Annotated in this window: 19 protein-coding genes and 1 pseudogene; 8 read left to right on the plus strand and 12 right to left on the minus strand. The window is 54.4% G+C overall.

All coding sequences use genetic code 11. The features are described 5' to 3' along the window. Positions 1–5: 5 nt before the first annotated feature. The 3 genes from P0X86_RS10980 to P0X86_RS10990 form a co-directional block, all read right to left on the minus strand. Entirely contained in the window at positions 6–1,019 is a 1,014-nt protein-coding gene (locus P0X86_RS10980; protein ID WP_277748508.1) for an ROK family protein, read from the minus strand. Further along, positions 1,016–2,887 (minus strand): class I mannose-6-phosphate isomerase, encoded by a 1,872-nt coding sequence (locus P0X86_RS10985; RefSeq protein ID WP_277748509.1) that lies wholly within the window; start codon positions 2,885–2,887, stop codon positions 1,016–1,018. The genes P0X86_RS10980 and P0X86_RS10985 overlap by 4 nt, the downstream gene beginning before the upstream one ends. Positions 2,888–3,012: 125 nt before the next feature. Then, positions 3,013–3,822, minus strand: a complete 810-nt coding sequence (locus P0X86_RS10990) for an AraC family transcriptional regulator (RefSeq protein WP_277748510.1) — start codon at positions 3,820–3,822, stop codon at positions 3,013–3,015. Between the two features lie 328 nt (positions 3,823–4,150). Between P0X86_RS10990 and P0X86_RS10995 the strand changes: the two genes are divergently transcribed. Beyond that, positions 4,151–4,741, plus strand: a complete 591-nt coding sequence (locus tag P0X86_RS10995) for a YdhK family protein (RefSeq protein WP_015734370.1) — start codon at positions 4,151–4,153, stop codon at positions 4,739–4,741. Between the two features lie 74 nt (positions 4,742–4,815). Here P0X86_RS10995 and P0X86_RS11000 read toward each other — a convergent pair whose 3' ends face one another. The 6 genes from P0X86_RS11000 to P0X86_RS11025 all read right to left on the minus strand — a co-directional run bounded on the left by P0X86_RS11000 (position 4,816) and on the right by P0X86_RS11025 (position 11,767). After that, a complete protein-coding gene (locus P0X86_RS11000; protein WP_096773169.1) occupies positions 4,816–5,721 on the minus strand; it encodes a TIGR01777 family oxidoreductase in 906 nt (301 codons plus the stop codon). 313 nt (positions 5,722–6,034) lie between these two features. After that, positions 6,035–7,225: an ornithine--oxo-acid transaminase gene (locus P0X86_RS11005; protein WP_277748511.1), complete on the minus strand. Its 1,191-nt coding sequence runs from the start codon at positions 7,223–7,225 to the stop codon at positions 6,035–6,037. Between the two features lie 104 nt (positions 7,226–7,329). Then, positions 7,330–8,235, minus strand: coding sequence for an arginase (gene rocF / locus P0X86_RS11010; protein ID WP_096773171.1), 906 nt, complete (start codon positions 8,233–8,235; stop codon positions 7,330–7,332). A 236-nt stretch (positions 8,236–8,471) separates the two neighbouring features. Next, on the minus strand, positions 8,472–9,833 hold the full coding sequence (locus tag P0X86_RS11015) for an ABC transporter substrate-binding protein (protein WP_277748512.1): 1,362 nt from the start codon (positions 9,831–9,833) through the stop codon (positions 8,472–8,474). A gap of 132 nt (positions 9,834–9,965) precedes the next feature. Then, positions 9,966–10,790: a carbohydrate ABC transporter permease gene (locus P0X86_RS11020; protein ID WP_009592559.1), complete on the minus strand. Its 825-nt coding sequence runs from the start codon at positions 10,788–10,790 to the stop codon at positions 9,966–9,968. Further along, a complete protein-coding gene (locus P0X86_RS11025; protein WP_096773173.1) occupies positions 10,787–11,767 on the minus strand; it encodes a carbohydrate ABC transporter permease in 981 nt (326 codons plus the stop codon). Before P0X86_RS11025 ends, P0X86_RS11020 begins: the two co-directional genes overlap by 4 nt. 234 nt (positions 11,768–12,001) lie before the next feature. Between P0X86_RS11025 and P0X86_RS11030 the strand changes: the two genes are divergently transcribed. From P0X86_RS11030 to P0X86_RS11060, 7 genes and pseudogenes are all read left to right on the plus strand, one after another. Then, positions 12,002–12,985: a LacI family DNA-binding transcriptional regulator gene (locus P0X86_RS11030; protein WP_192572536.1), complete on the plus strand. Its 984-nt coding sequence runs from the start codon at positions 12,002–12,004 to the stop codon at positions 12,983–12,985. Then, positions 12,985–13,864, plus strand: a pseudogene (gene rbsK, locus P0X86_RS11035) (ribokinase). Before P0X86_RS11030 ends, rbsK begins: the two are co-directional and overlap by 1 nt. Before the next feature lie 2 nt (positions 13,865–13,866). Continuing rightward, the gene (gene rbsD / locus P0X86_RS11040; RefSeq protein WP_096773175.1) at positions 13,867–14,265 is read left to right on the plus strand and encodes a D-ribose pyranase; all 399 of its coding nucleotides are present in this window, start codon (positions 13,867–13,869) and stop codon (positions 14,263–14,265) included. Between the two features lie 15 nt (positions 14,266–14,280). Further along, entirely contained in the window at positions 14,281–15,762 is a 1,482-nt protein-coding gene (locus P0X86_RS11045) for a sugar ABC transporter ATP-binding protein (protein ID WP_192572534.1), read from the plus strand. 1 nt (position 15,763) lies between these two features. Then, complete coding sequence (rbsC, locus tag P0X86_RS11050) at positions 15,764–16,732, plus strand: ribose ABC transporter permease RbsC (RefSeq protein ID WP_119849141.1); 969 nt, start codon at positions 15,764–15,766, stop codon at positions 16,730–16,732. A 15-nt stretch (positions 16,733–16,747) separates the two neighbouring features. Further along, the gene (gene rbsB / locus P0X86_RS11055; RefSeq protein WP_096773177.1) at positions 16,748–17,665 is read left to right on the plus strand and encodes a ribose ABC transporter substrate-binding protein RbsB; all 918 of its coding nucleotides are present in this window, start codon (positions 16,748–16,750) and stop codon (positions 17,663–17,665) included. Positions 17,666–17,880: 215 nt separating this feature from the next. Further along, a complete protein-coding gene (locus P0X86_RS11060; protein WP_096773178.1) occupies positions 17,881–18,957 on the plus strand; it encodes a Gfo/Idh/MocA family protein in 1,077 nt (358 codons plus the stop codon). Between the two features lie 143 nt (positions 18,958–19,100). On the opposite strand, the gene P0X86_RS11065 is transcribed toward P0X86_RS11060, so the two are convergent. The 3 genes from P0X86_RS11065 to P0X86_RS11075 are packed head-to-tail and all read right to left on the minus strand — an operon-like array spanning position 19,101 to position 22,458. Then, the gene (locus P0X86_RS11065; protein ID WP_277748513.1) at positions 19,101–20,723 is read right to left on the minus strand and encodes a response regulator; all 1,623 of its coding nucleotides are present in this window, start codon (positions 20,721–20,723) and stop codon (positions 19,101–19,103) included. Continuing rightward, positions 20,720–21,073, minus strand: coding sequence for a sensor histidine kinase (locus P0X86_RS11070; protein ID WP_277748514.1), 354 nt, complete (start codon positions 21,071–21,073; stop codon positions 20,720–20,722). Before P0X86_RS11070 ends, P0X86_RS11065 begins: the two co-directional genes overlap by 4 nt. Beyond that, positions 21,043–22,458, minus strand: coding sequence for a sensor histidine kinase (locus tag P0X86_RS11075; protein WP_277748515.1), 1,416 nt, complete (start codon positions 22,456–22,458; stop codon positions 21,043–21,045). The genes P0X86_RS11070 and P0X86_RS11075 overlap by 31 nt, the downstream gene beginning before the upstream one ends. Positions 22,459–22,651: the final 193 nt, after the last annotated feature.

Raw genomic sequence — 22,651 nt, forward strand, 5'->3', positions numbered from 1 at the left:
ACCTCCTAATGATAATATGGAGCGGATCGTTCGCCCGCCGTATCGTCAAACAGCTTATCAATGCCGTAAAACACCGCGGACGTACCGTCCTCGAGACAGTCGATTGGAACGCTGTGCGTACTACCCAAGGCCAGCTGCATATCCCTTTCCCATAAGGGCAGGCTGCCCGAGATCTGTCCTCCCAGCACCAAGCGGTCCGGCCGGAATCCGGATAGGTAGGGCCGCAGCATGCCTCCCAGATTGCTGCCGTATTCCCGGAATAATTCGCGGGCCTGCCCATTACCTCGCGTTGCCGCTTCCGCCAGATCGGCTACGTCGATTCCGTCCGTCAGGAGTCCCCGCTCCGAGGCCATCCTCAGAATGCCTCTTCTCCCGAAATAGCTGTCCACGATGTGGTCCCGGTAAGGCTCCGCATACAGCATGCCGCTGCCAGGGATACCGTCTTTGCCGGCTACGATCCGGCCATTCTCCACGAAGGCCGAACCGAGGCCCGTACCGAGCGTCAGGCATACGAGACGTTCCGCCCTGAACCGGATGGAGGCGCCCAGCCCGAACATGAAGGCGTCGTTCCCGAACCGGATGTCGGCAGCGGTCAAACGATTCATCATGGCACCCGGAAAGGATGGTTTGAGGCTCTGGAACTTCGAACGGAGCAGATCCCGAACCGACAGTTTGTACAGCCCATCATATTTGCCGATGCCTTGAAGAAGGGCAACGCCTTTTGCGTAATCGAAGGGCCCCGGAAAGGCAAAGCCGATCCGGATCGAATCGCGATAGTCCACCGGCCGGAAGGCCGAGGCGTAAAAGCGTAACAAATCATGGCAGGCGCCGGCGAAGCTGGCGATCGCTTCCTCCGCCGTTCCTTGCGATGCCGAAGGCCGGATGAGGAACGAGCCGGGGACAAGCTGCCCGTTCACGAGCAGCGCCCCCTTCAAAGCGGTTCCCCCGGCATCAAGCGTTATGGTGATGGGGGCAGGGGGAGACGGGCTTCCCGGATCGTCCCAATCAGGGCGGTTCATGAAAACGCTCCGCTTGCCGCTCTCCGGGAAGGCGGAAGCAGCGGGAGATTCCATTCCGGGTTGACCCTGGCCGCAATCAAAATGCATGGGGATCCGGACAGGTTCTCCAATCGGTATTCGCCTATACATGCCGGAACGATGTAGGATTCCGCATAGCCCCATTCAACGGCCCCACCCTCGTCCGCAGCCGGTACAAGGCGGACGCGGTCGCCTTCCACGAGATTGTACATAACGAACTCTCCTTGGGTATCCGCTTTCCACGCATCCTGCAAATTCAGCCTGCTGACCTGGAACAAAAGATCTTCCCGTTGTCCCAGCAGTTCCTCCGTGCTGCCGCCTTGACGGCTTACGACGGAAGGCCTAGCGATAAGCCCGTCCTCAACTGCCGGCGTATTCATGGCGTCATTGATATTGTGTCGCGCATGCTCAGGGTTCATCGGGCGTGGCTTGCCATCGGCGTCCAGCCGCAGATAATCATAAATCTTGAACGTAAACCACCAGGTGGTCGAGGAGATTTCCAGCACGAGATTATCCCTGCCGGAGCAGTGGACCGTACCCGGTGGAATAAGGTAGAGATCCCCTGTTTGCGAGCGGTACTCGTTAACGTAGTCGGAGAGCTCCAGCGGCTCTTCATGAAGATGGGCATTCTCGACGGCTTCAAGGAGCCGTCCGCCGGTGATCCCTTCCTTCAGTCCCAAATACACCTTGGCTCCCGGGACATTACGCATGATGTAGTACGACTCTTGCTGTGTCATATGTTCATTGAACTGCGCCTCTGCATATTCCTGCAGCGGATGCACCTGAAGCGACAGTTCGCCGCCCTGCATCGTATCCAGATAGTCAAACCGGATCGGAAAATAATCGCCGAACAGCTCGAAATTACGCGTTCCCATAATTTCCTGGGGGGCTGCCTCCATCAACAAAGTGAACGGAACCTCGAAGGTGACATTCTGCACACGCAGCAGCAGCGTGTTCTCGGGAGCGATGGGTTCAAAGCTCCAGGCGCAGTTCGGCCATTCTTCGGGAAGGCCGCACAATTCCTTAAGGTATTGCCCTCCCCATATCCCCGGGGCAAAAAACGGCTTGACCCGAAACGGCTGCCGGGCCGCTTGATGCAGCACGCTTGCCAATTTCGCTGCAGGCAGCCAGACAGGAGCTTCCGAACGATTCAAATCCATATAGTACGATTGGTTGACCGAATGCTGGACATGATGGTCCAGCCAGTCCCGGCGGTAAGTCTCCCAGACGGGCCATTCGAGAAACAGGCAGTTCTTGTAGGTCTCAACCTTATCGCTCGAGATGCCGAGGCCGAAGCTGCCCATACGCTCCGCATGGCGCCGCTGCTGGTTTTCGCGGGAGTAATCGGCGTAGAAGCGAAGATCGGGAGTTCTGCCTTCCAGCAGCGAGGCACCCGGGCCGTGCAGCACGTGAATGCCGCACATCGCGTCAAATTGCAGCGCGCTTTTTTGCAAGGCAGCCTTAGCGCCCGGCTGAAAATATTGAATAGGACGGACATCCGAGGCTTTATAGCCGAATGCCCGGTTATCGGTCAGATAAGGAGCCATCTCGGCCCGGAGCTCGGCTTCGGGTTTTACGTAATGGGACGTCGAATCGCTCGAGAAGGCGATGCCCTCTTGTTCGCAGGTTTGCTGAAGGTGGATCAGCAGTTTATCGAAATCGGCACCGTGCGTTCCGTCAAGCGTAATGTAGACGCCGCGCTTTTCGGGGGGATGAAGCTGCGATTTTTGTTTGTGGGTCGACATGATGAACGAGCACCAGGAGTCGATCCCCTGATTCATGAACAAGGGCTCGTGGCGAAAATCCACAGGATTGATCGGATGTGATTGAAAGGCAGTTGCAGGTTTCATGGATTGGATGTATCCTCCCTTCCGGAATGTCTGTTACGACTTCATTGTAGAAGGCAAGGGAGGATACGTCTTTATAAAAAGAGGAAGTGTTTTTGTACGATCAGGACATCGGCGGGCCTTGGGCGCTAAACCTCGGAGTCGTAGCGTCCTTCCGAAAACTGCGAGCGCCGGAAGCGGGCCGGGGTTACGCCAAGTTTGGACGTAAATACCCTGGTGAAGTAATGCACGGACTCGAATCCGCAGCAGACGGCAATCTCCTTGATCTGGCGATCCGTATGGAGGAGCATATGCTTTGCCTGCTGCACGCGCTGCTCCTGTACATAATGGACAAAGGATTGATGGCCGTATTTGCGAAACAGCCGGGTTAAATGACGGGTCGTGATGTGGAGATGGCCCGCCACGCGCTCCAGCGAGAGCGGTTCGTTGAGGTTGTCCTTGATAAACAGTTCGGCCTGATGAAACATGGAGGTTCCTTCATCGTTTGCTTCGGCGCCGGAAGACTCATGATGGAAGCCCGGGCCATGGACGGTCAGAAAGGATACTATCAGTGATGCGGCCAAACTGTTCAGCATTTGCGGCGGGTGCTGTTTGCCGGAACCCGTATGAAACAGCGATAACAGCGAAAGCCACAATAATCCGGACGCCTGCCGGGCACCTTCTGCAACCACCGGATTGCCTTGTTTGGCCAGCAACCGGAACGCGGCCGCATAAAACTCGCCGGTTGCCGTTTCTTCCGGTTCAAAGGCGACATAGCATAAGGCCAAGCCGTCCTTGCTTCTTATTTGATGCTGGACGCCCGGCCGTGAGAGAAACAGCGTGCCCGAATGGAGATGAAACTCTCTCTCGCCTTCGATATAGGTTCCGTTGCCTGTTAACACGTAACAAGCTTCAAAAAAAGAATGCTTGTGCTCCGTATTGTCGTAGTGGCGCGGCATGAACCCCCCAGTAATGGATCCTGATGCTCAGCTCCTGTTGTTCAATACGGCTCAAGGTACGATTTAATATGGAATTGGCCCGTTTGAATAACGGGATGAAAGCATCGTCATCGATTTGCATGGGAGATGGTTCTCCTTCGTTCATAAGGCAATGTCATCTGCCTTTAATATAGGTTGGATGTATCTTGGGTTGTCTCTCTATTATATATCACAAGATAAGATATAAAGAAAAAATGGGTATAGTGATGTAATGCATAGACAGCTACATAAGTTCTTCACAAGTCGCTGTTATGCTATGAATATTCACTATAAGAGAGGAGTTCGTCATATGTCAGCAAAAAAACGATTAAAGCCGCTTATTCTGGTTGCCTTCGCATCCCTCATCCTCGTGCTGGGCGCCTGCGGAAATACGGATGGCGCGAATCCGGATCAAGCGGAGAGCGTGGATACTACCGGCGGCATGGAAGGCATGGATCACGGCAGCATGAACCATTCCGGATCGGGCGAGGTTCCGGAAGGGTTGAAGACGGCGGACAATCCTGCCTATGCGGCCGGGACCCAAGCGATCATCGAATCCGACCACATGCCCGGGATGAAGGGGGCCCAAGCAACGATAGTCGGAGCTTACGATACGACGGTGTACACGATATCGTATACGCCGACGAACGGCGGGCCCGAAGTGAAGGATCATAAATGGGTCATTCATGAAGAGCTCAAGGATGCGGGCAAGGAGCCCCTGGAGCCGGGAGCGAAAGCCGTCGTGAATGCGGATCATATGGAGGGGATGAACGGTGCGACGGCCGTTATCGATTCCGCCGAGCAAACGACGGTCTATATGGTGGACTTCACGTCAACATCCGGAGAGGAAGTCAAGAACCACAAATGGGTCACGGAGAGTGAGTTATCTCCGGTCCAATAGCGTTCATCGAATAAAACAATCGCTCCCTTGAGATCAAGAGAGCGATTGTTTTTTTTATGCGCAAGGAGGGTGATTCAGCTTCCTTTGATCTGCTGCAAGGCGGCAGTCAATTCCGGATATTGGAACTTGAAGCCGTGGCGCTGGGCTTTGGCCGGAAGGATTCGCTGGCCCTTTAACAGAATAAGCGACATTTCGCCCAGGATGCCTTGGAGCATGAATGCAGGCAGGGGCAGCCAATGCGGACGGCGATAGACCTTGGAGACGCTCCGGCCAAATTCCTCGTTCGTGACCGCATGCGGGGAAGCGGCGTTCACGGCTCCGGAAATGTCTTCGTGCCGGATGCAATAATCGATTAATTCCACGATGTCGTCGATATGGATCCAGGAGAGCCATTGCTTGCCGCTGCCGATGTTGCCGCCGACCCCCAATTTATACGGAAGCAGCATTTTGGGGAGGGCACCGCCTTGATCGCCCAGAACGACGCTGATGCGCAGCTTGATTAACCGGTCGACCGGGATGCAATCGGCTGCCTGCTCCCATTGCTGCACAACCTCGGACGGGAAATCCATGATCGTGGCCGGACTGTCCTCATCAAACGCTTCAAACTCGGATGTGCCGTATATGGCCATTGCCGATGCTTGAAGAATGACCGGAGGTTTGTGCTCCAGGCGCTGCATCAGGTCCGCTACGGCAGTTACGGTTCGTTGCCGGGACTGAAGAATCCTCTTCTTGCCTGCTTGCGTCCAGCGCTGGCTCAGGGAGGAGCCGGCAAGGTTAACGAGTGCGTCCAAGCGCTCGAACCGCTCCGGATGGGATTTCATCTCATCCCAGGTTAAGTAGGATAATGACCCGTTCTGCTGCACAGCGGGGATCTCCGGCTTCGACCTGGTGACGATGATCATGTCATGTCCGTCGCGCAGCCAGCGCTTGCACAATGCTTGGCCAATGAAGCCGGTACCCCCGCAGATGGCTATTTTCATGAGTGAACCTCCTTGTTAAGTTATCATCAACCCCGATAAAACATGGCTGGGAATCATTACCCGTCATACGCTGAAGTGAGCCGAGAAGGGAATAACGATACGTTACTTGTCAGAATCGTAAATCCAATATTATACAACCCATTATACAGGAAATGCGGCATGGCACCGCTATATGATATTTCAGTCAACGCTTCAGCTTCTGCCTGGCTAGGAGCGGAAAGAAACCGCAAAAAACAGTTTGCCGCACCCCATGCCTTGGAGCCAGGGGGTGAACAAACTGTTTTTTGCGCAAGTGCAAGCCGGTATCGATTTATCACGCAAACGCCTGCCTTACGATCGCCGCCGCCTGGTCCAGTTCTGCTTTGGTGATGATGAGCGGAGGGGCGAAGCGGATAATGGCTTCATGGGTTTCTTTGCAGAGCAGGCCGAGATCTTTCAGTTTCTCGCAATAGGATCTGGCCGGGACCTTGAGCTCCATGCCGATGAATAGACCTCTGCCGCGCACCTCCTGGATATCGGGATGCGGGATTGAACGAAGCAGCCGGAGAAAATATTCGCCGAGCTCCAGGGAGCGAACCTCCAGCGCTTCCTCAATGAACACGTCCATGGAGGCGATGGCCACCGCGCACCCGAGCGGATTTCCGCCGAAGGTGGAGCCGTGGGAACCCGGCTCGAATACATCCAGAATATCCGCGTCCGCCGCCACGGCGGAGACGGGAAAGACGCCGCCGCCCAGCGCTTTTCCAAGAATGTACATATCCGGCTCGACGTCCTCCCAGTCGCAGGCAAAGCGTTTGCCCGTCCTGCCGAAGCCGGTCTGGATTTCGTCCGCTAGCATAAGGACGCTGTGCTGCCTGCACAGCTCCAGTGCCCCGCTCAGGTATCCGTTAGGCGGAATCACGATGCCGGATTCGCCTTGGATCGGCTCCACGAGAAAAGCAGCCGTATTCGGCGAAATCGCCTGCTCCAGCGCCTCAAGGTCGCCATAGGGAATGACTTTGAATCCCGGCGTAAACGGACCGAAGTCCTCGCGGTATTCGCGGGATGAGGAGAAGGAGGTAACCGTGATCGTACGGCCGTGGAAATTGCCCTCGCAGACGATGATTTCAGCCTGATCTGCCGGAATACCTTTCTTCCGGTAAGCATAGCGACGCGCTGCCTTAAGCGCGGTTTCAACCGCCTCGGCTCCCGTATTCATGGGAAGAATCATCCCTTTGCCGGTTAAAGCGGACAGCTTCTCGTAAAAGTCGCCTAGTTGATCATGATGAAATGCGCGCGAGGTCAGGGTCACCCGATCCGCCTGTTCCTTTAAGGCCCGGATGATGCGGGGATGACAATGACCTGCGTTAAGTGCCGAGTAGGCGCTTAACATATCGATATACCGTTTGCCGTCCGAATCCGTCACATGAATGCCTTCAGCTGAAGCGATGACGATGGGAAGAGGGTGGTAGTTTCTCGCGCCGTACCTTTCGGCTTTCTCGATATAAGGGTCGGGAGCGTCCATGGCGTAACCTCCTTGGGAGTCTAAAGAAACCGCAACGCGGAAAATAGAGCATGCCCGCGGAAGAGGCCTCTCATAATCAAGCGTGATGCCATGTCATGAAAATGTCATAAGATGCTTTCGCCCAGCATGGAGGCGATTAAACCGACAAGCAGCCGGGACGTCTTCTGCCCGCGGTCCAGCAGCGGGTTGTTCTCCACGAATTCGGCTGACGTCAGAATGCCGGATTCCGACAGCATCTCCATGGCCAGGTGCGCTTCCCGGTAGCTGAGCCCGCCTTGAACCGGCGTTCCTGTTCCCGGTGCGATCTTCGGATCGACACTGTCAATATCAAAGGAAAGATGAACGCCATCCGTTCCCGTTGACGATATGCGGATGGCTTCCTCCATGACCCGGAACATGCCCATGCGGTCGATATCCTGCATCGTGAAGCAGGCGATGCCTTCCCGGCGGATGAAGTCCCGCTCGCCCTGATCAAGTGAGCGCGCGCCGATGAGCACGACATGCTCCGGCTTAATGGTTGATTTAACGCCGCCGATCGAGGTTAGCCGCCGATCACCTTTTCCCAAGCTGACAGCCAGGGACATGCCATGGATATTGCCGGTCGGGGTAGTATCCGGCGTATTGAGATCGGAATGGGCATCGATCCAGATAACGCCCAAGTTGCGGTAATGCCGGGTAAGTCCGGCGAGCGTGCCGATGGCTATGCTATGGTCGCCGCCGAGCACAAGTGGGAAGGTGCCCGCTACTGCCAGGGCGGATACGCGTGCTGCCAGCTGCTCGTTCATCGTCACGACTTCTGTCAAATGTTTTAATCGGGGATGATGCGCTTCATCCTTGCGCTCGGGGAGCGCAGCAGGGTCATCGACCTGGTAAGTTACACCGAGCGCGTTAAGCTTGCGTTTCAGACCGGCTTCGAATATGGCGTCCGGTCCCTGTCCGGCGCCGCGGCGGGTAGCTCCCCGGTCGAAGGGCACCGGGATGATCGATACGGTGGACGGAAGATTGTTCATCACTTTGCTCACCTCCACTTTGTAACAGTGTATTCCGGAGCCGGGCTGAGTGACTTGGGCAAAGCCCTATACAAGCTGATCAAATATGGAAAGTTTTGGATCGAACAAAAAATACCCTTTATGCATGATTCACGGGGTGACCGCAGAGGGCCCCATGAGGCAGCATAAAGGGTGTTAATGAAATGACTGCAATTCGAATTAGGTTTTATCGCATGCTTACGCGGCATGCCCGACGTTTATTTTACCGTTTTATTATAGGTCTCGATCTTGGAGCTGATCTCCTGGGCAGCTTTATCCAATGCTTCCTGCGGTGTTTTCTGACCGTTCAGCACTTCCTCGATGGCCGTTTCCGTCAGCTGGCGGGCCTCAGGGAACACGCCCATGACAGCGCCCTGCGTTGCCAGGTTGGCGGTCGTTTGATGCAGTTGATCCACCGCCGTCTGGAATTGAGGATATTTCTCCAGGTTTTCTTTTACCAGGGATTCTTCGTAAGCTTTGGTCGTGACCGGGAAGTAACCCGTGTTGACATGCCAGTAGGCTTGGGTTTGCGGCTCGGCCAAATACTTCATGAATTCCCAGGCGGCCTGCTGCTCTTCTTCCGATTTGTTGTTCATCAGCCACAGGCTTGCACCGCCGATGATAACGCCGCCTTCGCCGCCGTCAGCCGGTTTGGGCAGGAAAGCCGTGCCGACTTCGAATTTGCCTTCCGCTGCGCTGACGATTCCCCGGAGCGAAGCCGTGGAGTCCAGCGTCATGGCGACTTGGCCGGCTGCAAAGGCTTTTTTGGTGTCATCCGTTTTACGTCCCAGGTTCAGCAGGACTTTATCGTCCAGCATTTGCTTCCACCATTCCAGCGTTTTCACGGCAGCGGCGTTGTTGACTTGCGAAGCGGTTGCCGGAGAAGTGCGGCCGTTGCCGTTGTTCAGCAGCTCAACGCCTTGGTTCGCAAGGAATTGCTCCATGAACCAGCCGTATATTGCGAAGGATGCGCCGGTTTGGCCGCCTTTCGTTAGCGCTTTAGCCGCTTTCGCTACCTCTTCGTAGGTTTTTGGAGGATTTTCCGGATCCAGACCTGCCGCTTTAAAGGCATCTTTGTTGTAGTAAAGGATCGGGTTGGAGGAGTTGAACGGCATCGAATACAATTTGTCGTCGAATGTATAATAATTTTTGATATTCGGTTCCAAGGAGGAAATGTCGTATGCTTCAGCATCCATGAAGTCTTGAACCGGACGGATCGCCTTGGTGTCCATCATGAAACGGCTGCCGATTTCGTACACCTGAATCATGGTCGGTCCGCTGTTCGATCCCAACGAAGCCTTCAGCTTGTTCAAGCTTTCATCGTACGTGCCTTGAAACACGCCCTCTACCTGAATATCCTGGTGGGCTGCGTTAAAATCGGAAATCAGCTTGTCCGCAACGGTTCCGAGCTCGCCGCTCATGGAATGCCACCAAACGACCTTAACAGGTTCCTTGGCAGGTTCGCTGCCGGCGGCAACGGTCGTTTCTCCGGCGGCTGGCGTATTGCTGCAAGCGGAGCTGATCAGCATGAAGCAGGAAAGCAGGAGCATCGCGAAGGACCTTTTACCATAACGTTTCATGATCGGTTAATCTCTCCCTTTTTGAAAATAAAGTATGGTTTGATCTATCAGAAATTGCGTGAGCCCGTTTGATATCGATAACCGGCACGCAAGGCTGATCCAATATGGTCTACTGGGTCGGCATCGTGGCCATTAGCCCTTCAAAGCACCTGCGGTGATGCCGCGCACAAGGGGTTTCAGCCCGAGCGCAAGCAGCAGCAGGGAAGGCAGCAGCAGCAGGAGCACGCCGGAGAGTATCAGATTCCATGAGTTCATCTCTTCGAACTGCAGCATGCCGATCCCGATTTGGACGGTTCGCATCTCGACCCGGTTGGTTGTCAGAAGCGGCCACAGGTACATGTTCCAATTATTCAGGAACGAGTAGACCCCCAGCGTGGCGATTCCGGGGATGGATAACGGCAACACCATGCTCAGGAAAACGCGGACATGTCCGCAGCCGTCCACGCGGGCCGCTTCAAACAGCTCCTTCGGCAGCTGCAGGAAGGTCTGCCTGAGCAGGAAGGTTCCGAAGGCCGTGGCCAGAAATGGAATGATGAGCCCTTGATAGGTGTCCAGCCAGTTCAGGCTTTTGACCGTCAAGTAATTCGGAATCATGATCACCTCCCACGGGATCATCATCGTCGCGAGAAAGAGGCTGAACAGCAGCGTTTTTCCCGGAAATCGCAGGAAGGCGAAAGCGTATGCTGCCAGACTTGCGGTCACGATCTGTCCGAGCATGATGGCAATGGAGACAACCAGGCTGTTTCCGATAAAGGTAAGGACAGGAATCGTATCGATCACCTTGGCGAAGTTGGACAGATTGACGGCTTCGGGAAGCAGAGGCGGCGGATAGACGGCCGATTCGGCCTCGCTCATCAGCGATGTCGACAAGGTATATAGGAGCGGGAAAAGAACGGCCAACGAACCGAGAAGCAGCGCGATGTAGATGAAGCTTTTGGGCATGAGACGCATGTTCATTGGTAATGCACCTTCTTCTCGACGAATTTAAATTGAAAGACGGTCAGCAGCAGAATGATGGCAAACAGGATGAGGGCCTGCGCGCTGCCGATGCCGAAGCGAAAATTGACGAAGGCATCCTGGTAGATGTTGAATACCATGACGTTGGTGCTGTTCATCGGACCGCCTTTGGTGAGGATGTTGATTTGCCCGAATGCTTGGAAGGCACCGATAACCGATACGACGGACGTGAAGAATAACGTAGGGGAGATTAGCGGCATCGTAATCCGGAAGAACGTTCTCAGCGGACCGGAGCCGTCAATCTTGGTGCTGTCATAGATATCCTCGGACACGCCCTGCATGCCGCTCAGCATCAGGATATAGTTGAATCCAAGATTCATCCAGACGGTCATAAGCGCGACGGAGATCATGGCCCATTTCGGATCGGTAAGCCATTGGACGGGCTGCGTGCCGAGCAGCGTCAGAAAATAATTCAGTATGCCTAAGGTCGGATGGTATAGAATCATCCAGATCATCGAGCCGGTACCGACGGACACGGCCATCGGAAGCGAGAAGATAAAGCGGAATATTTTCATGCCCTTGAGTTTGTTGTGCGTCAGGGCAGCCAGCAGAATCGCAGCCGCCATGCCGGTCGGAACCGTCAGCACGATGAACAGCAGGGTATTGCCAAAGCTTGTATAGAACATGTCGGAGGCCAGTATTTCCCTGAAGTTGTCGAATCCTACGAATTCCGCTACCCGGCCTTGCGGATCGGTCAGGAACAGGCTAAGATAAACCGACTTGAGCAGCGGGTAGAATAAGAACAGGCCGAATATGAGCAGCGAAGGCGCTAAACATGCATAAGCGAGCAGAATTTCTCTGCGCCTTGTTCTCTTGATCGAGACGGGTTTCGCCGCGGTTGATACCTCCGGCTCGTTGACGTTCGGCGATAGAGAGTGCCCCGGAGAAGGAAGCGTGAATTCTTTTTCCATCATCATGTTTTACCTCACTTTCCAGCTTGGCCTTACAGCCTTGAGTATAGGAGCCGGATGTAAAATCCAGTAAGGGGATTTGTAAGAATACCGTAATTTATTGCCGGACATGGCAGTTGCTGAAGGCCAGCTTGCCAGTGCCGGTACAAGAATATTCCATTCCCTAAAAGCTTGCACGTTGAAAAGAGATGTGATATCTTATACCTGTAACCGGTTACACATGAATGAGGTGATGACGGTATGGCAACGATCAAGGATGTGGCGAATCAGGCGGGCGTATCCGTAGCCACGGTTTCGCGGGTTTTAAATGGAAACGGTTACGTGCATGAGGACACCAGGTCCAAGGTGGAACAGAGCATTCGAGAGCTGAATTACACGCCGAATGAAGTGGCGCGTTCTTTATACAAGAGGAAATCCAAATTGATAGGACTTTTGCTTCCCGACATCATGAACCCTTATTTCCCGCAGCTTGCCCGCGGGGTAGAGGACGAGATGCAGGAGAATGATTACCGATTGATTTTCGGAAACAGCGACGAGAGCAAGAAGAAGGAAATGGAGTACATTCAGACGTTTGTCCAGAATAATGTGGTTGGCGTCATATCATCGACCAACGATCCGGATGCCGACATGTATACGGGACTGAACATTCCCGTCGTGTTTCTCGACCGCACCTCGTCGGACCGCCCTTCCGTGTACGCGGATGGCCGTCAGGGAGGAAGAATAGCGGCTGAGGAAATCGTACGGCGAGGGAGTAAAGCCATAACGGTAATTCAAGGTCCGGCGGATGTGCGGCCTGCACAGGAACGTTTTGAAGGAGCTGTCGAGGTTCTGGAGCAACAGGCGGCTGCGTACCAAGTGCTGAAGACGACATCGTTTTCTTTAACCGATGCCGAAGAATTCGCCCAGAAAGTGTTCAGCGAATATCCGGACACGGATGGCATAATCGCGAGTAACGATATTATGGCATCCGCCGTGGTGAAGGAAGCGTTTCGGCTGGGGAAAAGGGTGCCGGAAGACGTACAAATTATCGGATTTGACGATATTCTGCTCAGCAGGCTGCTGGCCCCGCCGCTGTCAACGATTCATCAGCCGGCGTACGAAATGGGCCGGGAAGCGGCCAGATTGCTTATCGGACTTATCGAAGGGCAGCGCATAGAGAAAAGCAATATCGAATTCTCGGTAGAATTCATAGAGCGGCAGACAACGAGAAAGGTGGAATCGTGATGGCAAAAATCGTGGTAATCGGAAGCGCGTCGATGGACTTGGTGGTGACCTCCGCCAAGCGCCCCGGCGCGGGAGAGACGGTGCTGGGCGACAGCTTTAAGACGGTGCCCGGAGGGAAGGGGAGCCAACCAGGCCGTCGCGGCGGCAAGGCTGGGTGCAGAGGTGACGATGGTTGGCTGCGTCGGTGACGATTCCTTCGGCGAAACGATTTTGAGCAATTTGCAGTCGAATGGTGTTCTTACGGATTATGTGGAACCGGTTACAGGTATGGAAAGTGGCACGGCGCACATCATTTTGGCAGAGGGAGACAACAGCATCGTGGTGGTGAAGGCTGCCAATGATCGGATCACTCCGGAATACGTAGATCAGGCGGAAAAGGCAATCCAGGCGGCGGATATCGTGTTGATTCAGCAGGAGATTCCGGAAGAAACGGTGGTGCACGTGAGTGCGATATGCGCCAAGTATCAGGTGCCATTGATGCTGAACCCCGCTCCTGCCCGTCCGGTGCCGAGCGTCGTTATAGAACGGGCGGCATACATTACGCCAAACGAACATGAAGCCGCTATCCTGTTTCATGACGAGCCGCTCGGCGACGTGCTGCGCCGGTATCCGAATAAACTCATCGTAACGGAAGGGAAAAAGGGCGTTCGTTATTTTGACGGTATGCAAGAGGTCGTGGTTCCGGGCTACAAGGTTGAAGCCGTGGATACGACGGGTGCCGGCGATACATTCAACGGCGCATTCGCCGTGGCGCTGGCCGAGGGCATGAGCCTGACCGACAGCCTCAGATTCGCGAACCGCGCCGCTTCCTTGTCGGTCATGAAGTTCGGAGCGCAGGGCGGAATGCCGTCGCGCCTCGAAGTGGAAGGGAGCCTTTGACCATGAAGAAGAACGGCATGCTGAACAGCCACATCGCGAAAGTGCTGGCGGATCTGGGGCACACCGATACCATCGTGGTCGGGGACGTTGGCCTTCCGGTTCCTCCAGGCGTTCCGAAGATCGACCTGGCGCTAACGCTGGGGACGCCGAGCTTTATGGAGGTGGTGGAGGCGATCGCCGACGATATGGTCGTTGAAAAAATCGTCATTGCTGAAGAAATGAAGCGGGAGAATAAGGAAACACTGCATGATATAGAGGAACAATTTCAGGATTGCGAGATCGAGGCTTGCACGCACGAGCAGTTCAAGGAACGGACTCGAAACGCCAAGGCGGTTATCCGTACAGGCGAAGCCAAGCCCTATGCGAACTGCATTTTGCAGGCCGGCGTTCATTTCGGTTAAAGAGGAGGAAGCACCATGAACATTCAGATGACGAATATCCATAAATCCTTTGGCACGAACCGGGTGCTGGCGGGCGTGGACTTTGATCTCCGGGAAGGAGAGGTTCATGCCCTGATGGGAGAGAACGGCGCGGGCAAATCGACGCTGATGAATATTTTAACCGGGCTTCACAGCCGGGATGAGGGCAAGATCTTGATCGACGGTCAGGAAACCTATTTTGCGAACCCGAAGGAAGCCGAAGAGAGAGGCGTTGCCTTCATCCACCAGGAGCTCAACATCTGGCCGGAGATGACGGTTCTGGATAACTTGTTTATCGGCAAGGAGATGACATCCGGCCTGGGATTCCTCAACATGAAACAAATGAAGGCGCTTGCGAAGGAACAGTTCGGCAAATTGGCGGTGACGATACCGTTGACGCAGGAGGCAGGGGAATGCTCCGTCGGCCAGCAGCAGATGATTGAGATCGCCAAAGCGCTCATGACCAAAGCGAAAGTCATCATTATGGACGAGCCCACGGCGGCACTGACCGAAAGGGAAATCGAGAAGCTGTTCGGCGTCATCCGCTCGTTGAAAAAGCAGGGCGTATCCATCGTTTACATTTCCCACCGCATGGAGGAGATCTTCACGATCTGCGACCGGATCACGGTCATGAGGGATGGCAAATCCGTGGACACCAAGCCGATTCCCGAAACCAACTTTGACGAAGTCGTCAAAAAGATGGTCGGCCGGGAGCTGACCGAGCGATATCCCGCGCGGCATCCGTCTCCGGGCGAACCGGTGCTGGAAGTGAAGAATATTACCGGCAAGGGCCGGTTCGAGAATGTGAGCTTCTCGGTCCGAGCGGGCGAGATCGTAGGCGTATCCGGTTTGATGGGCGCGGGGCGCACCGAGATGATGCGAGCGATCTTCGGGCTGGACCCGCTGGACAGCGGGGAAATCTGGGTGCGCGGCAAGAAGGTTCATATCAAGAAGCCGGATGATGCCGTGAAACACGGCATTGGATTCATAACGGAGGACCGCAAGGATGAAGGGCTGGTGCTGGATTTCTCGGTCCGTGAAAATATGGCGCTGCCCAACCTGTTCAGCTTCTCATCCAGAGGATTCATCTCCGGGAAGAAGGAGCAGGATTTCGTGGATACCTTGACGAAGCGGCTGCAGATCAAGACCCATTCATCCGAAACGCACGCCCGCAATCTGTCGGGGGGTAACCAGCAGAAGGTGGTTATCGCCAAATGGATCGGCATTGGGCCGAGCGTGCTCATCCTGGACGAGCCGACTCGCGGCGTGGACGTAGGAGCGAAGCGCGAAATTTACCAGCTGATGAATGAGCTGACCGAACGCGGCGTGGCGATTCTGATGGTTTCGTCGGAGCTGCCGGAGGTGCTCGGGATGAGCGACCGGATTCTCGTCGTTCACGAGGGTAAGATATCCGGTGAGCTGGACCGCGAACAAGCCACGCAGGAACACATCATGACTCTAGCTACAGGGGGACAGTAATATGACAACTATTAACGATGCCAAGGCGGAAAAAGGGTTCAAGGTCTCAGGTTTGACGCAAAAGCTCGGTCCGCTGCTCGGACTGATCATTCTGATCGTCATCGTTTCCGTCCTGAATCCAAGCTTCTTGGAACCGCTTAACATTCTGAACCTGCTGCGTCAGGTATCGATTAACGCATTGATTGCTTTCGGTATGACGTTTGTTATCTTGACGGGCGGCATTGACCTGTCGGTCGGTTCGATTCTCGCGCTCTCCAGCGCATTTGTCGCCAATATGATGGTGGCCGGGTTTGACCCGATTCTCTCGATCATCATCGGCGTTGCGCTTGGCGGCGTGATGGGCATGATCAACGGTCTCATGATCACCAAGGGGAAAATGGCGCCGTTTATCGCCACCTTGGCTACCATGACGATATTCCGGGGACTTACGCTGGTTTATACGAACGGTAATCCGATTACCGGGCTTGGCGACAGCCTTGTCTTCCAATTGTTCGGCCGAGGATACCTGCTGGGCATTCCCGTGCCGGCCATTACGATGATCATCACGTTTGCCGTGCTGTGGGTCATCCTGCATAAAACGTCGTTTGGCCGCAAAACGTATGCCATCGGCGGTAACGAAAAGGCATCGCTTGTATCCGGCATTAAGGTACCGCGCGTAAAGATTATGATTTATTCCCTGGCAGGGATGCTGTCCGCGCTGGCGGGCGCGATTCTGACCTCCCGTTTGAATTCCGCGCAGCCGACTGCGGGTACCTCCTATGAATTGGATGCCATCGCAGCCGTTGTGCTGGGCGGTACAAGCCTGACCGGCGGACGCGGCCGAATTGTCGGCACGCTGATCGGGGTGCTGATCATCGGAATTCTGAACAACGGGCTCAACCTGCTCGGCGTGAACTCATTCTATCAAATGGTTGTCAAAGGTGTCGTGATTGCGATTGCCGTACTGCTCGACCGCAAGAAATCGGCTTAAGGGGGAGAATGAACGATGAAAAAAACAACTTTGCTGCTCGTATCACTCATGCTGATCTTCATCACGGGCTGTTCCCTGGAGCCGCCGGAATGGGCGAAGCCCAAAGCCGGCGGGGACGTCAAAGACATCAAGATCGGTCTTTCCATCTCCACCTTGAATAATCCGTTCTTCGTCTCCTTGAAGGATGGCGTCGTCGCCGAAGCGGCGAAGCAGGGAATGGAGGTCGTTGTCGTTGACGCGCAGAACGACTCAGCCAAGCAGAGCAATGACGTCGACGACCTGATTCAGCAGGGCGTCAATGCACTGCTGATTAACCCGACGGATTCGTCCGCGATCTCGACCGTGGTTCAAACGGCGAACAGCCTGGGCATTCCGGTCATCACGCTGGACCGTTCGGCGGATCAAGGCGAGGTCGCTGCGCTGGTCGCCTCGGATAACGTGAAGGGCGGACAAATGGCGGCCGAATATATCGTGGAGCAGTTGGGCAAAGATACGAAGGTCATTGAACTCGAAGGCGTTCCGGGCGCTTCCGCGACCCGCGAACGGGGCAAGGGCTTCCATGATATCGCGGATGAGCAGCTGAACGTGGTCGCGAAGCAAGCGGCGGATTTTGACCGGACCAAAGGTCTTACCGTGACGGAAAATCTGCTGCAGGGCAATCCGGACGCCAAAGCGATATTTGCCCACAATGACGAAATGGCCCTGGGCGCAATCGAAGCGATTCAAAGCTCGGGCAAAGACATCATGGTCATCGGCTTTGACGGCAACGACGATGCGCTGAAGTCCATCGAAGCCGGCAATCTGACGGCAACGGTAGCCCAGCAGCCCGAACTGATCGGTCAGCTCGCCGTCGGCGCAGCCAAGGACGTGCTGCAGGGCAAAGAGGTGGAAGCGAATATCGCGGCACCGCTGAAGCTGGTCGTGAAGGAATAACTCGCGAAAATCAAGAAGCGTTGCCCTGCGATAGAAGCAGGGTAACGCTTTTTTTTGCCATCCTGCTCATTCCATTCCGGACTGCGATGTAACTCACAGCCTTGCGATGGCAGCAGGAATACAATATCGTAAAAGAGAACAGTTATTTCGCATATGATATTATAATGGTTGTGTATGCGTTTACTGCTTAGATGTAAAAAAGGAGCTATGTATCTATGACGACGGAAAAAAGAAAACAAGCGATCGTGATCGTGGGCTACGGCGGAATGGGCAGCTACCATGCCAAGCTGATTAAGGACAACGCGTTTCTTGAGGTGACCGGAACCTACGATATTCTGGAAGAGCGCAGGAAGGCGTCCCGGGAGGACGGGTATGCTGCCTACGAGAGTTATGAGCAGGTGTTGAACGATGCCGCGGTTGACGTGGTGCTCATTGCAACGCCGAACGACGTGCATAAGGAGCTGGCCCTTCAGGCGTTTGCGGCCGGCAAGCACGTCATCTGCGAGAAGCCGGTAACATTGTCCGTAAGCGACTTTAAGGACATGGTCTCCGCTGCCGATGCGGCCGGACGGGTGCTGATGGTCCACCAGAACCGCCGCTGGGACGAGGACTTCCTGACGATTAAGCAAATGTACAACGAAAAGACGATTGGCGATTTGTTCCGTATCGAATCCAGGGTGCACGGGGCGAACGGCATTCCGGGCGACTGGCGCCATCTGGAAGCCCACGGCGGCGGCATGCTGCTGGACTGGGGCGTGCATTTGCTGGACCAGATCCTGTTCATGGTGGACAGCCGGATGACCAGCCTGAGCAGCCGCTTGAGCTTTATTCTCGGCGATGAGGTGGATGACGGCTTTGAATCGGTCATCGAATTCGAGAACGGCGTATCGGTTCTGATCGAAGTGGGAACGACGAATTTCATTACGCTTCCACGCTGGTATGTCAAAGGAACCGAGGGAACCGGCATTATTGAGGACTGGTCGTTAAACGGAAGAGTCGTTACCCGGAATCAGGATGCCGCGAAAGTGGAGCCGAAGCCGATTCAAGCCGGGGTAGGCTTGACCAAAACGATGGCCCCTCCTTCCGAAGAAGCTACCATTACGGGTGCCCTGCCGGAGCCGTACCGTCAATCCAGCAGCTTCTTCGATAACTTTGCGGCCGTGACCCGGGGCGAGGCAGAACCGATCGTGAAGAACGAGGAAGTGCTGCGCGTCCTGAACCTGATCGAAGCGGTGTTTGAATCCGCCAGAACGGGCGAAACGCTGAAGGATTTCGACATTTACCCTGCGTAACCTGACGAAGGACAGCACTTATTGAAAGAATATCTAAAAAAAAGTACCGCGGCCGCTAAGCGATTGTGCTTGAGGCTGCGGTACTTTTTATGTTGACTTCGTCTACCTGCCAATTCTTCATGGATTGCCAGTGCATGCTGCGGTTATTTTGCGTGATCCACCTTCCCGCTGCCTCCGCCTTGCAGCACCCGCCTGTAGTCGCTGGGCGCCCAGCCCGTATCCTGCTTGAACAGCTTCGAGAAGTAGGAATAGTTGGCGTATCCGACCTTCGCCGCAATCTGATACACGGACAACGGAGTCGATTCCAACAGATGTTTGGCCGCCCGGATGCGGGCCTGAATGATATAAGTGCCTAAAGATACGCCCGTTTCTTTCTTAAAGACGCGGGCCAAATAATCCGGGTTCAGAAAGACGATTTCCGCCAGGGTCGTTCGCGTCAGCTCCTCTCCGTAATGGCACCCGATATAATGCTTGATTTCCTCCACCACGGTATGGGAATGGCCGGCGTAGGCTTGATATTCGGCTGCCGTGCGGACGAGATACGCCATGTATTTTTCCATGTCTTCAATCGAGTTTAACGACTGCAGAAATAACTGATCATTGGTTTTGCCGGTATACAGCTTATGAGCCTGGATCTCTTTGCCCTTCAGGTAGGAGTACACGAGCTGCACCATATCCAAGCGGAATAAACGCAGCACCGAAGCGCTGTGGACGCCGCTCTTGGCCAAATTCTGCAGGTACCGGCGAGTTTCTTCGAGAAAGGCGGCCGGGTTGTTTTCGGCAAGCAGCGCCTCCCAGTCTTGGAGCGGGGGAGGGGTATACGCGGCTTCTTGCAGCGAATGCCGTTCCAGAAACATGATCTGGTTGCGCTTCTTGATCATGTCCTCGTTCATTTGCAGCAGGTCCCGTATGGATTTGTTGATCCCCTCCAAAGCCGCCGAGACCGAGACGTTGCAGCACGCATCGCTCCGAAGGAACCGGTTGGCTTTCTCAATGAAGGACGTGCAGATGGATTCAATGACCGCGGTATCCGGAGGATGATTCCATTTCAGCATGACCATCCATTCGTAATCCCTATACTCCATGACGGTCTCGACCGTAAAGAGCGGATACTGGAACAATTCGGACAGCACGTTGAGAAACGCGTAATCAAACAGGTCCTTGTCTTCTTTGCCCAAGCTTTGATCATACGGAAAAATCGTGATCAGCAGGGGGAGAAACAAATCCGACATCGCATAGGACAGATTCTGCTCCGCGATATACCCGGCGATGGCCGCACGGTCCGACGAAGCTTTTTTTTCCTTGATCAGCTTGCTCCAGAAGTGCTCTTGCAGCTTTCTTTGGTTTTTCTTCCACAGCTGCCCGTCCTGTATCGCTTCCTGGTCGCTTTGCTGTTCCTTAGCTTTGTACACGGCCTTGGAGATGATGAGGCTGAGCTTATCGAATTCAATCGGCTTCAGGAAATAGTCGAAGCTTTGCAGCTCAATCGCTTTCTGCGCATAGTTGAAATCGGCGTAATTGGTCAGGAAAATCGTCTGTATGCCGTATTGTTCCTCGCGTATCCAGGCGAGAAGCTCCAGTCCGCTGCCCTGCGGCATTTCGATGTCGCAAATGAGGATCTGAACGGAATGACTCTGCAGAATCTCCCTTGCCTGCGCCACGCTGTATGCGGTATGGACTTGTTCGATCGAGAGTGCCTTCCAATCAATCTTCTTTTCCAGCGCGGCCACGACAAAATAATCGTCATCAACCAGCAATACATTCATCGAATGTCTCCTCTCCTTTCCTGCAATGGCTGGGGCAGCGTTAGTGCGACGCTGGCACCGCCGCCTTCCGGGTTCGAAAATTCCACCTGCGCCCGATGTTGGTAGAGCAGCTCCAGCCGCTGAAGGGTGTTCATGATCCCGATGTGTTTCCCTTCGCTTTGATCCAGCGGCTTGCCGTTTGCCAGCTTATCCAATACGTCTTCCGGAAAGCCGGGACCGGTATCGGAGATCCGGATGACCGCATAAGGCTTATCGTCCTCCACCCGCAAACAGACGGTCAGGCGAATTTGGAGCACCCGATCTCTGGATACGGCGTATTTCACCGCGTTTTCAATAAAGGTCTGGAGCACCAGGGGGGAATCGTGAGGCCGGCAAGCTCTTGTTCATGCCCGATATGATAAGAAAAGGCATCGCGGTAGCGGTGCTTCTGAATCTCCAGATAAATCCGGACGTGCTCGATTTCGTCCTCAAGCCGCACGAGGTTATCGCCGCTCTGAAAGATGTAACGAAAATATTTGGACGTGGACAGCGACATATATTCGATTTCCTTAAACATTTGCATTTGCGCCATGCTGTAGATGTTCGTCAGGCAGTTCAGGAAAAAATGGGGGTTGATCTGCAGCTTCATATAATCGAGCTGGATTCTTTGCTTCTCGAGCTCCTGCTCGTAAATATCGATTTTAAACTTCTTGATCTGTTCGATCAGGTGTTTGAATTGGGAGTTCACCTGCTCGAGCTCGATGATCTCGCTGCTCATGAAATCCAGATTTTCGCTATCCTCGTGGATGCGCCTTACGTTTTCCGAGAAATTCTGGATCGGCTTCAACACCTTCTTCTTGAAATACAGCATGACCACGCTGAGCGTGCAAGTGAGCAGCACGAACAGCAGCATAATAAGCAGCTGGGCGATCATGATGGTCTCGAACACGCCGAACTGGATGACCAGCTGCACGTTGAAGGAGGCATTCGAGAATCCCTCAGTGACCGTAGTCCGCGGCTGTGACAGGCTGAACAAGGAAGCCTTGGCTCCTTCGAGCGGCTTGGCCCCCGCCTCTCCGGCACCTGGGCTCGTAAGGGCGGCTCCTTGGGCATCCACCAGAGAGACGAACCCGTCCTCGCCCAAATCCAGTTCCTGGAGCGGCCGGACCAGATCGTCTGCGGAGATGAGGCAGATCAAGTAACGGTTGTGATAGGGCACGATGTTGATGACGTAGTGCGTGTCCTGCACAAGGATCGGGTTCCAGTTCGAGTAGAACGTTTCGTATACGTTTTTGGAATCCGTGAGGGAGACGATCTGTTCCTTTAGCTCCTGGAACTCCGTATACGATAGGGACATGGGGGCATAGTTCTGGAAGAAATCCTGATCTTTTAAATAGAAGAAGAAGTTGTATTCCTGGCCATAGTTTTTTTGAAGCTCATTAAACCGTTTATGCACTCTTTCGCTCGACTTAATGTAATCCACGTAATCGGTGCCGGGGGTATCCATGATTTTGACGCTTTCGTCGTTCGCGAGCGTCCAGCCCATATAATGGTTGATATACGAGAAGTCATGATTGATCTGCCGGATGTACAGATTCGCCGTATCCTGCAAATAGCGGGTGGATTGCTGCTTCACGATGAAGATGGAGGCGAAGCTGATCACCAGATCCACCACCAGGGCAAAGATCGAGATGAAGAGCATGATTTTCACATAGTGACGGATGGGATAAGGCTTGTTATTCAGTGCTTTAACCATAGGGATGCCGTGATTCCTTTCAGTTCGCCTATATTATGAAAGCGTTTTTATATCGGTAAGGATATTATAAATGGAAACGTCGAAAAAAACAGGAGCGAACGCTCGGGCATTATCCATAAAGTCCGGATAACACATCGTAAAGTCCGAATACCGGCATGTTTGAGCGGAGGACGCGGGGACGGCGGTGAAATGG

The sequence above is a fragment of the Paenibacillus sp. BR1-192 genome, assembly GCF_029542445.1.
GTDB lineage: Bacteria > Bacillota > Bacilli > Paenibacillales > Paenibacillaceae > Paenibacillus_AQ > Paenibacillus_AQ lautus_A.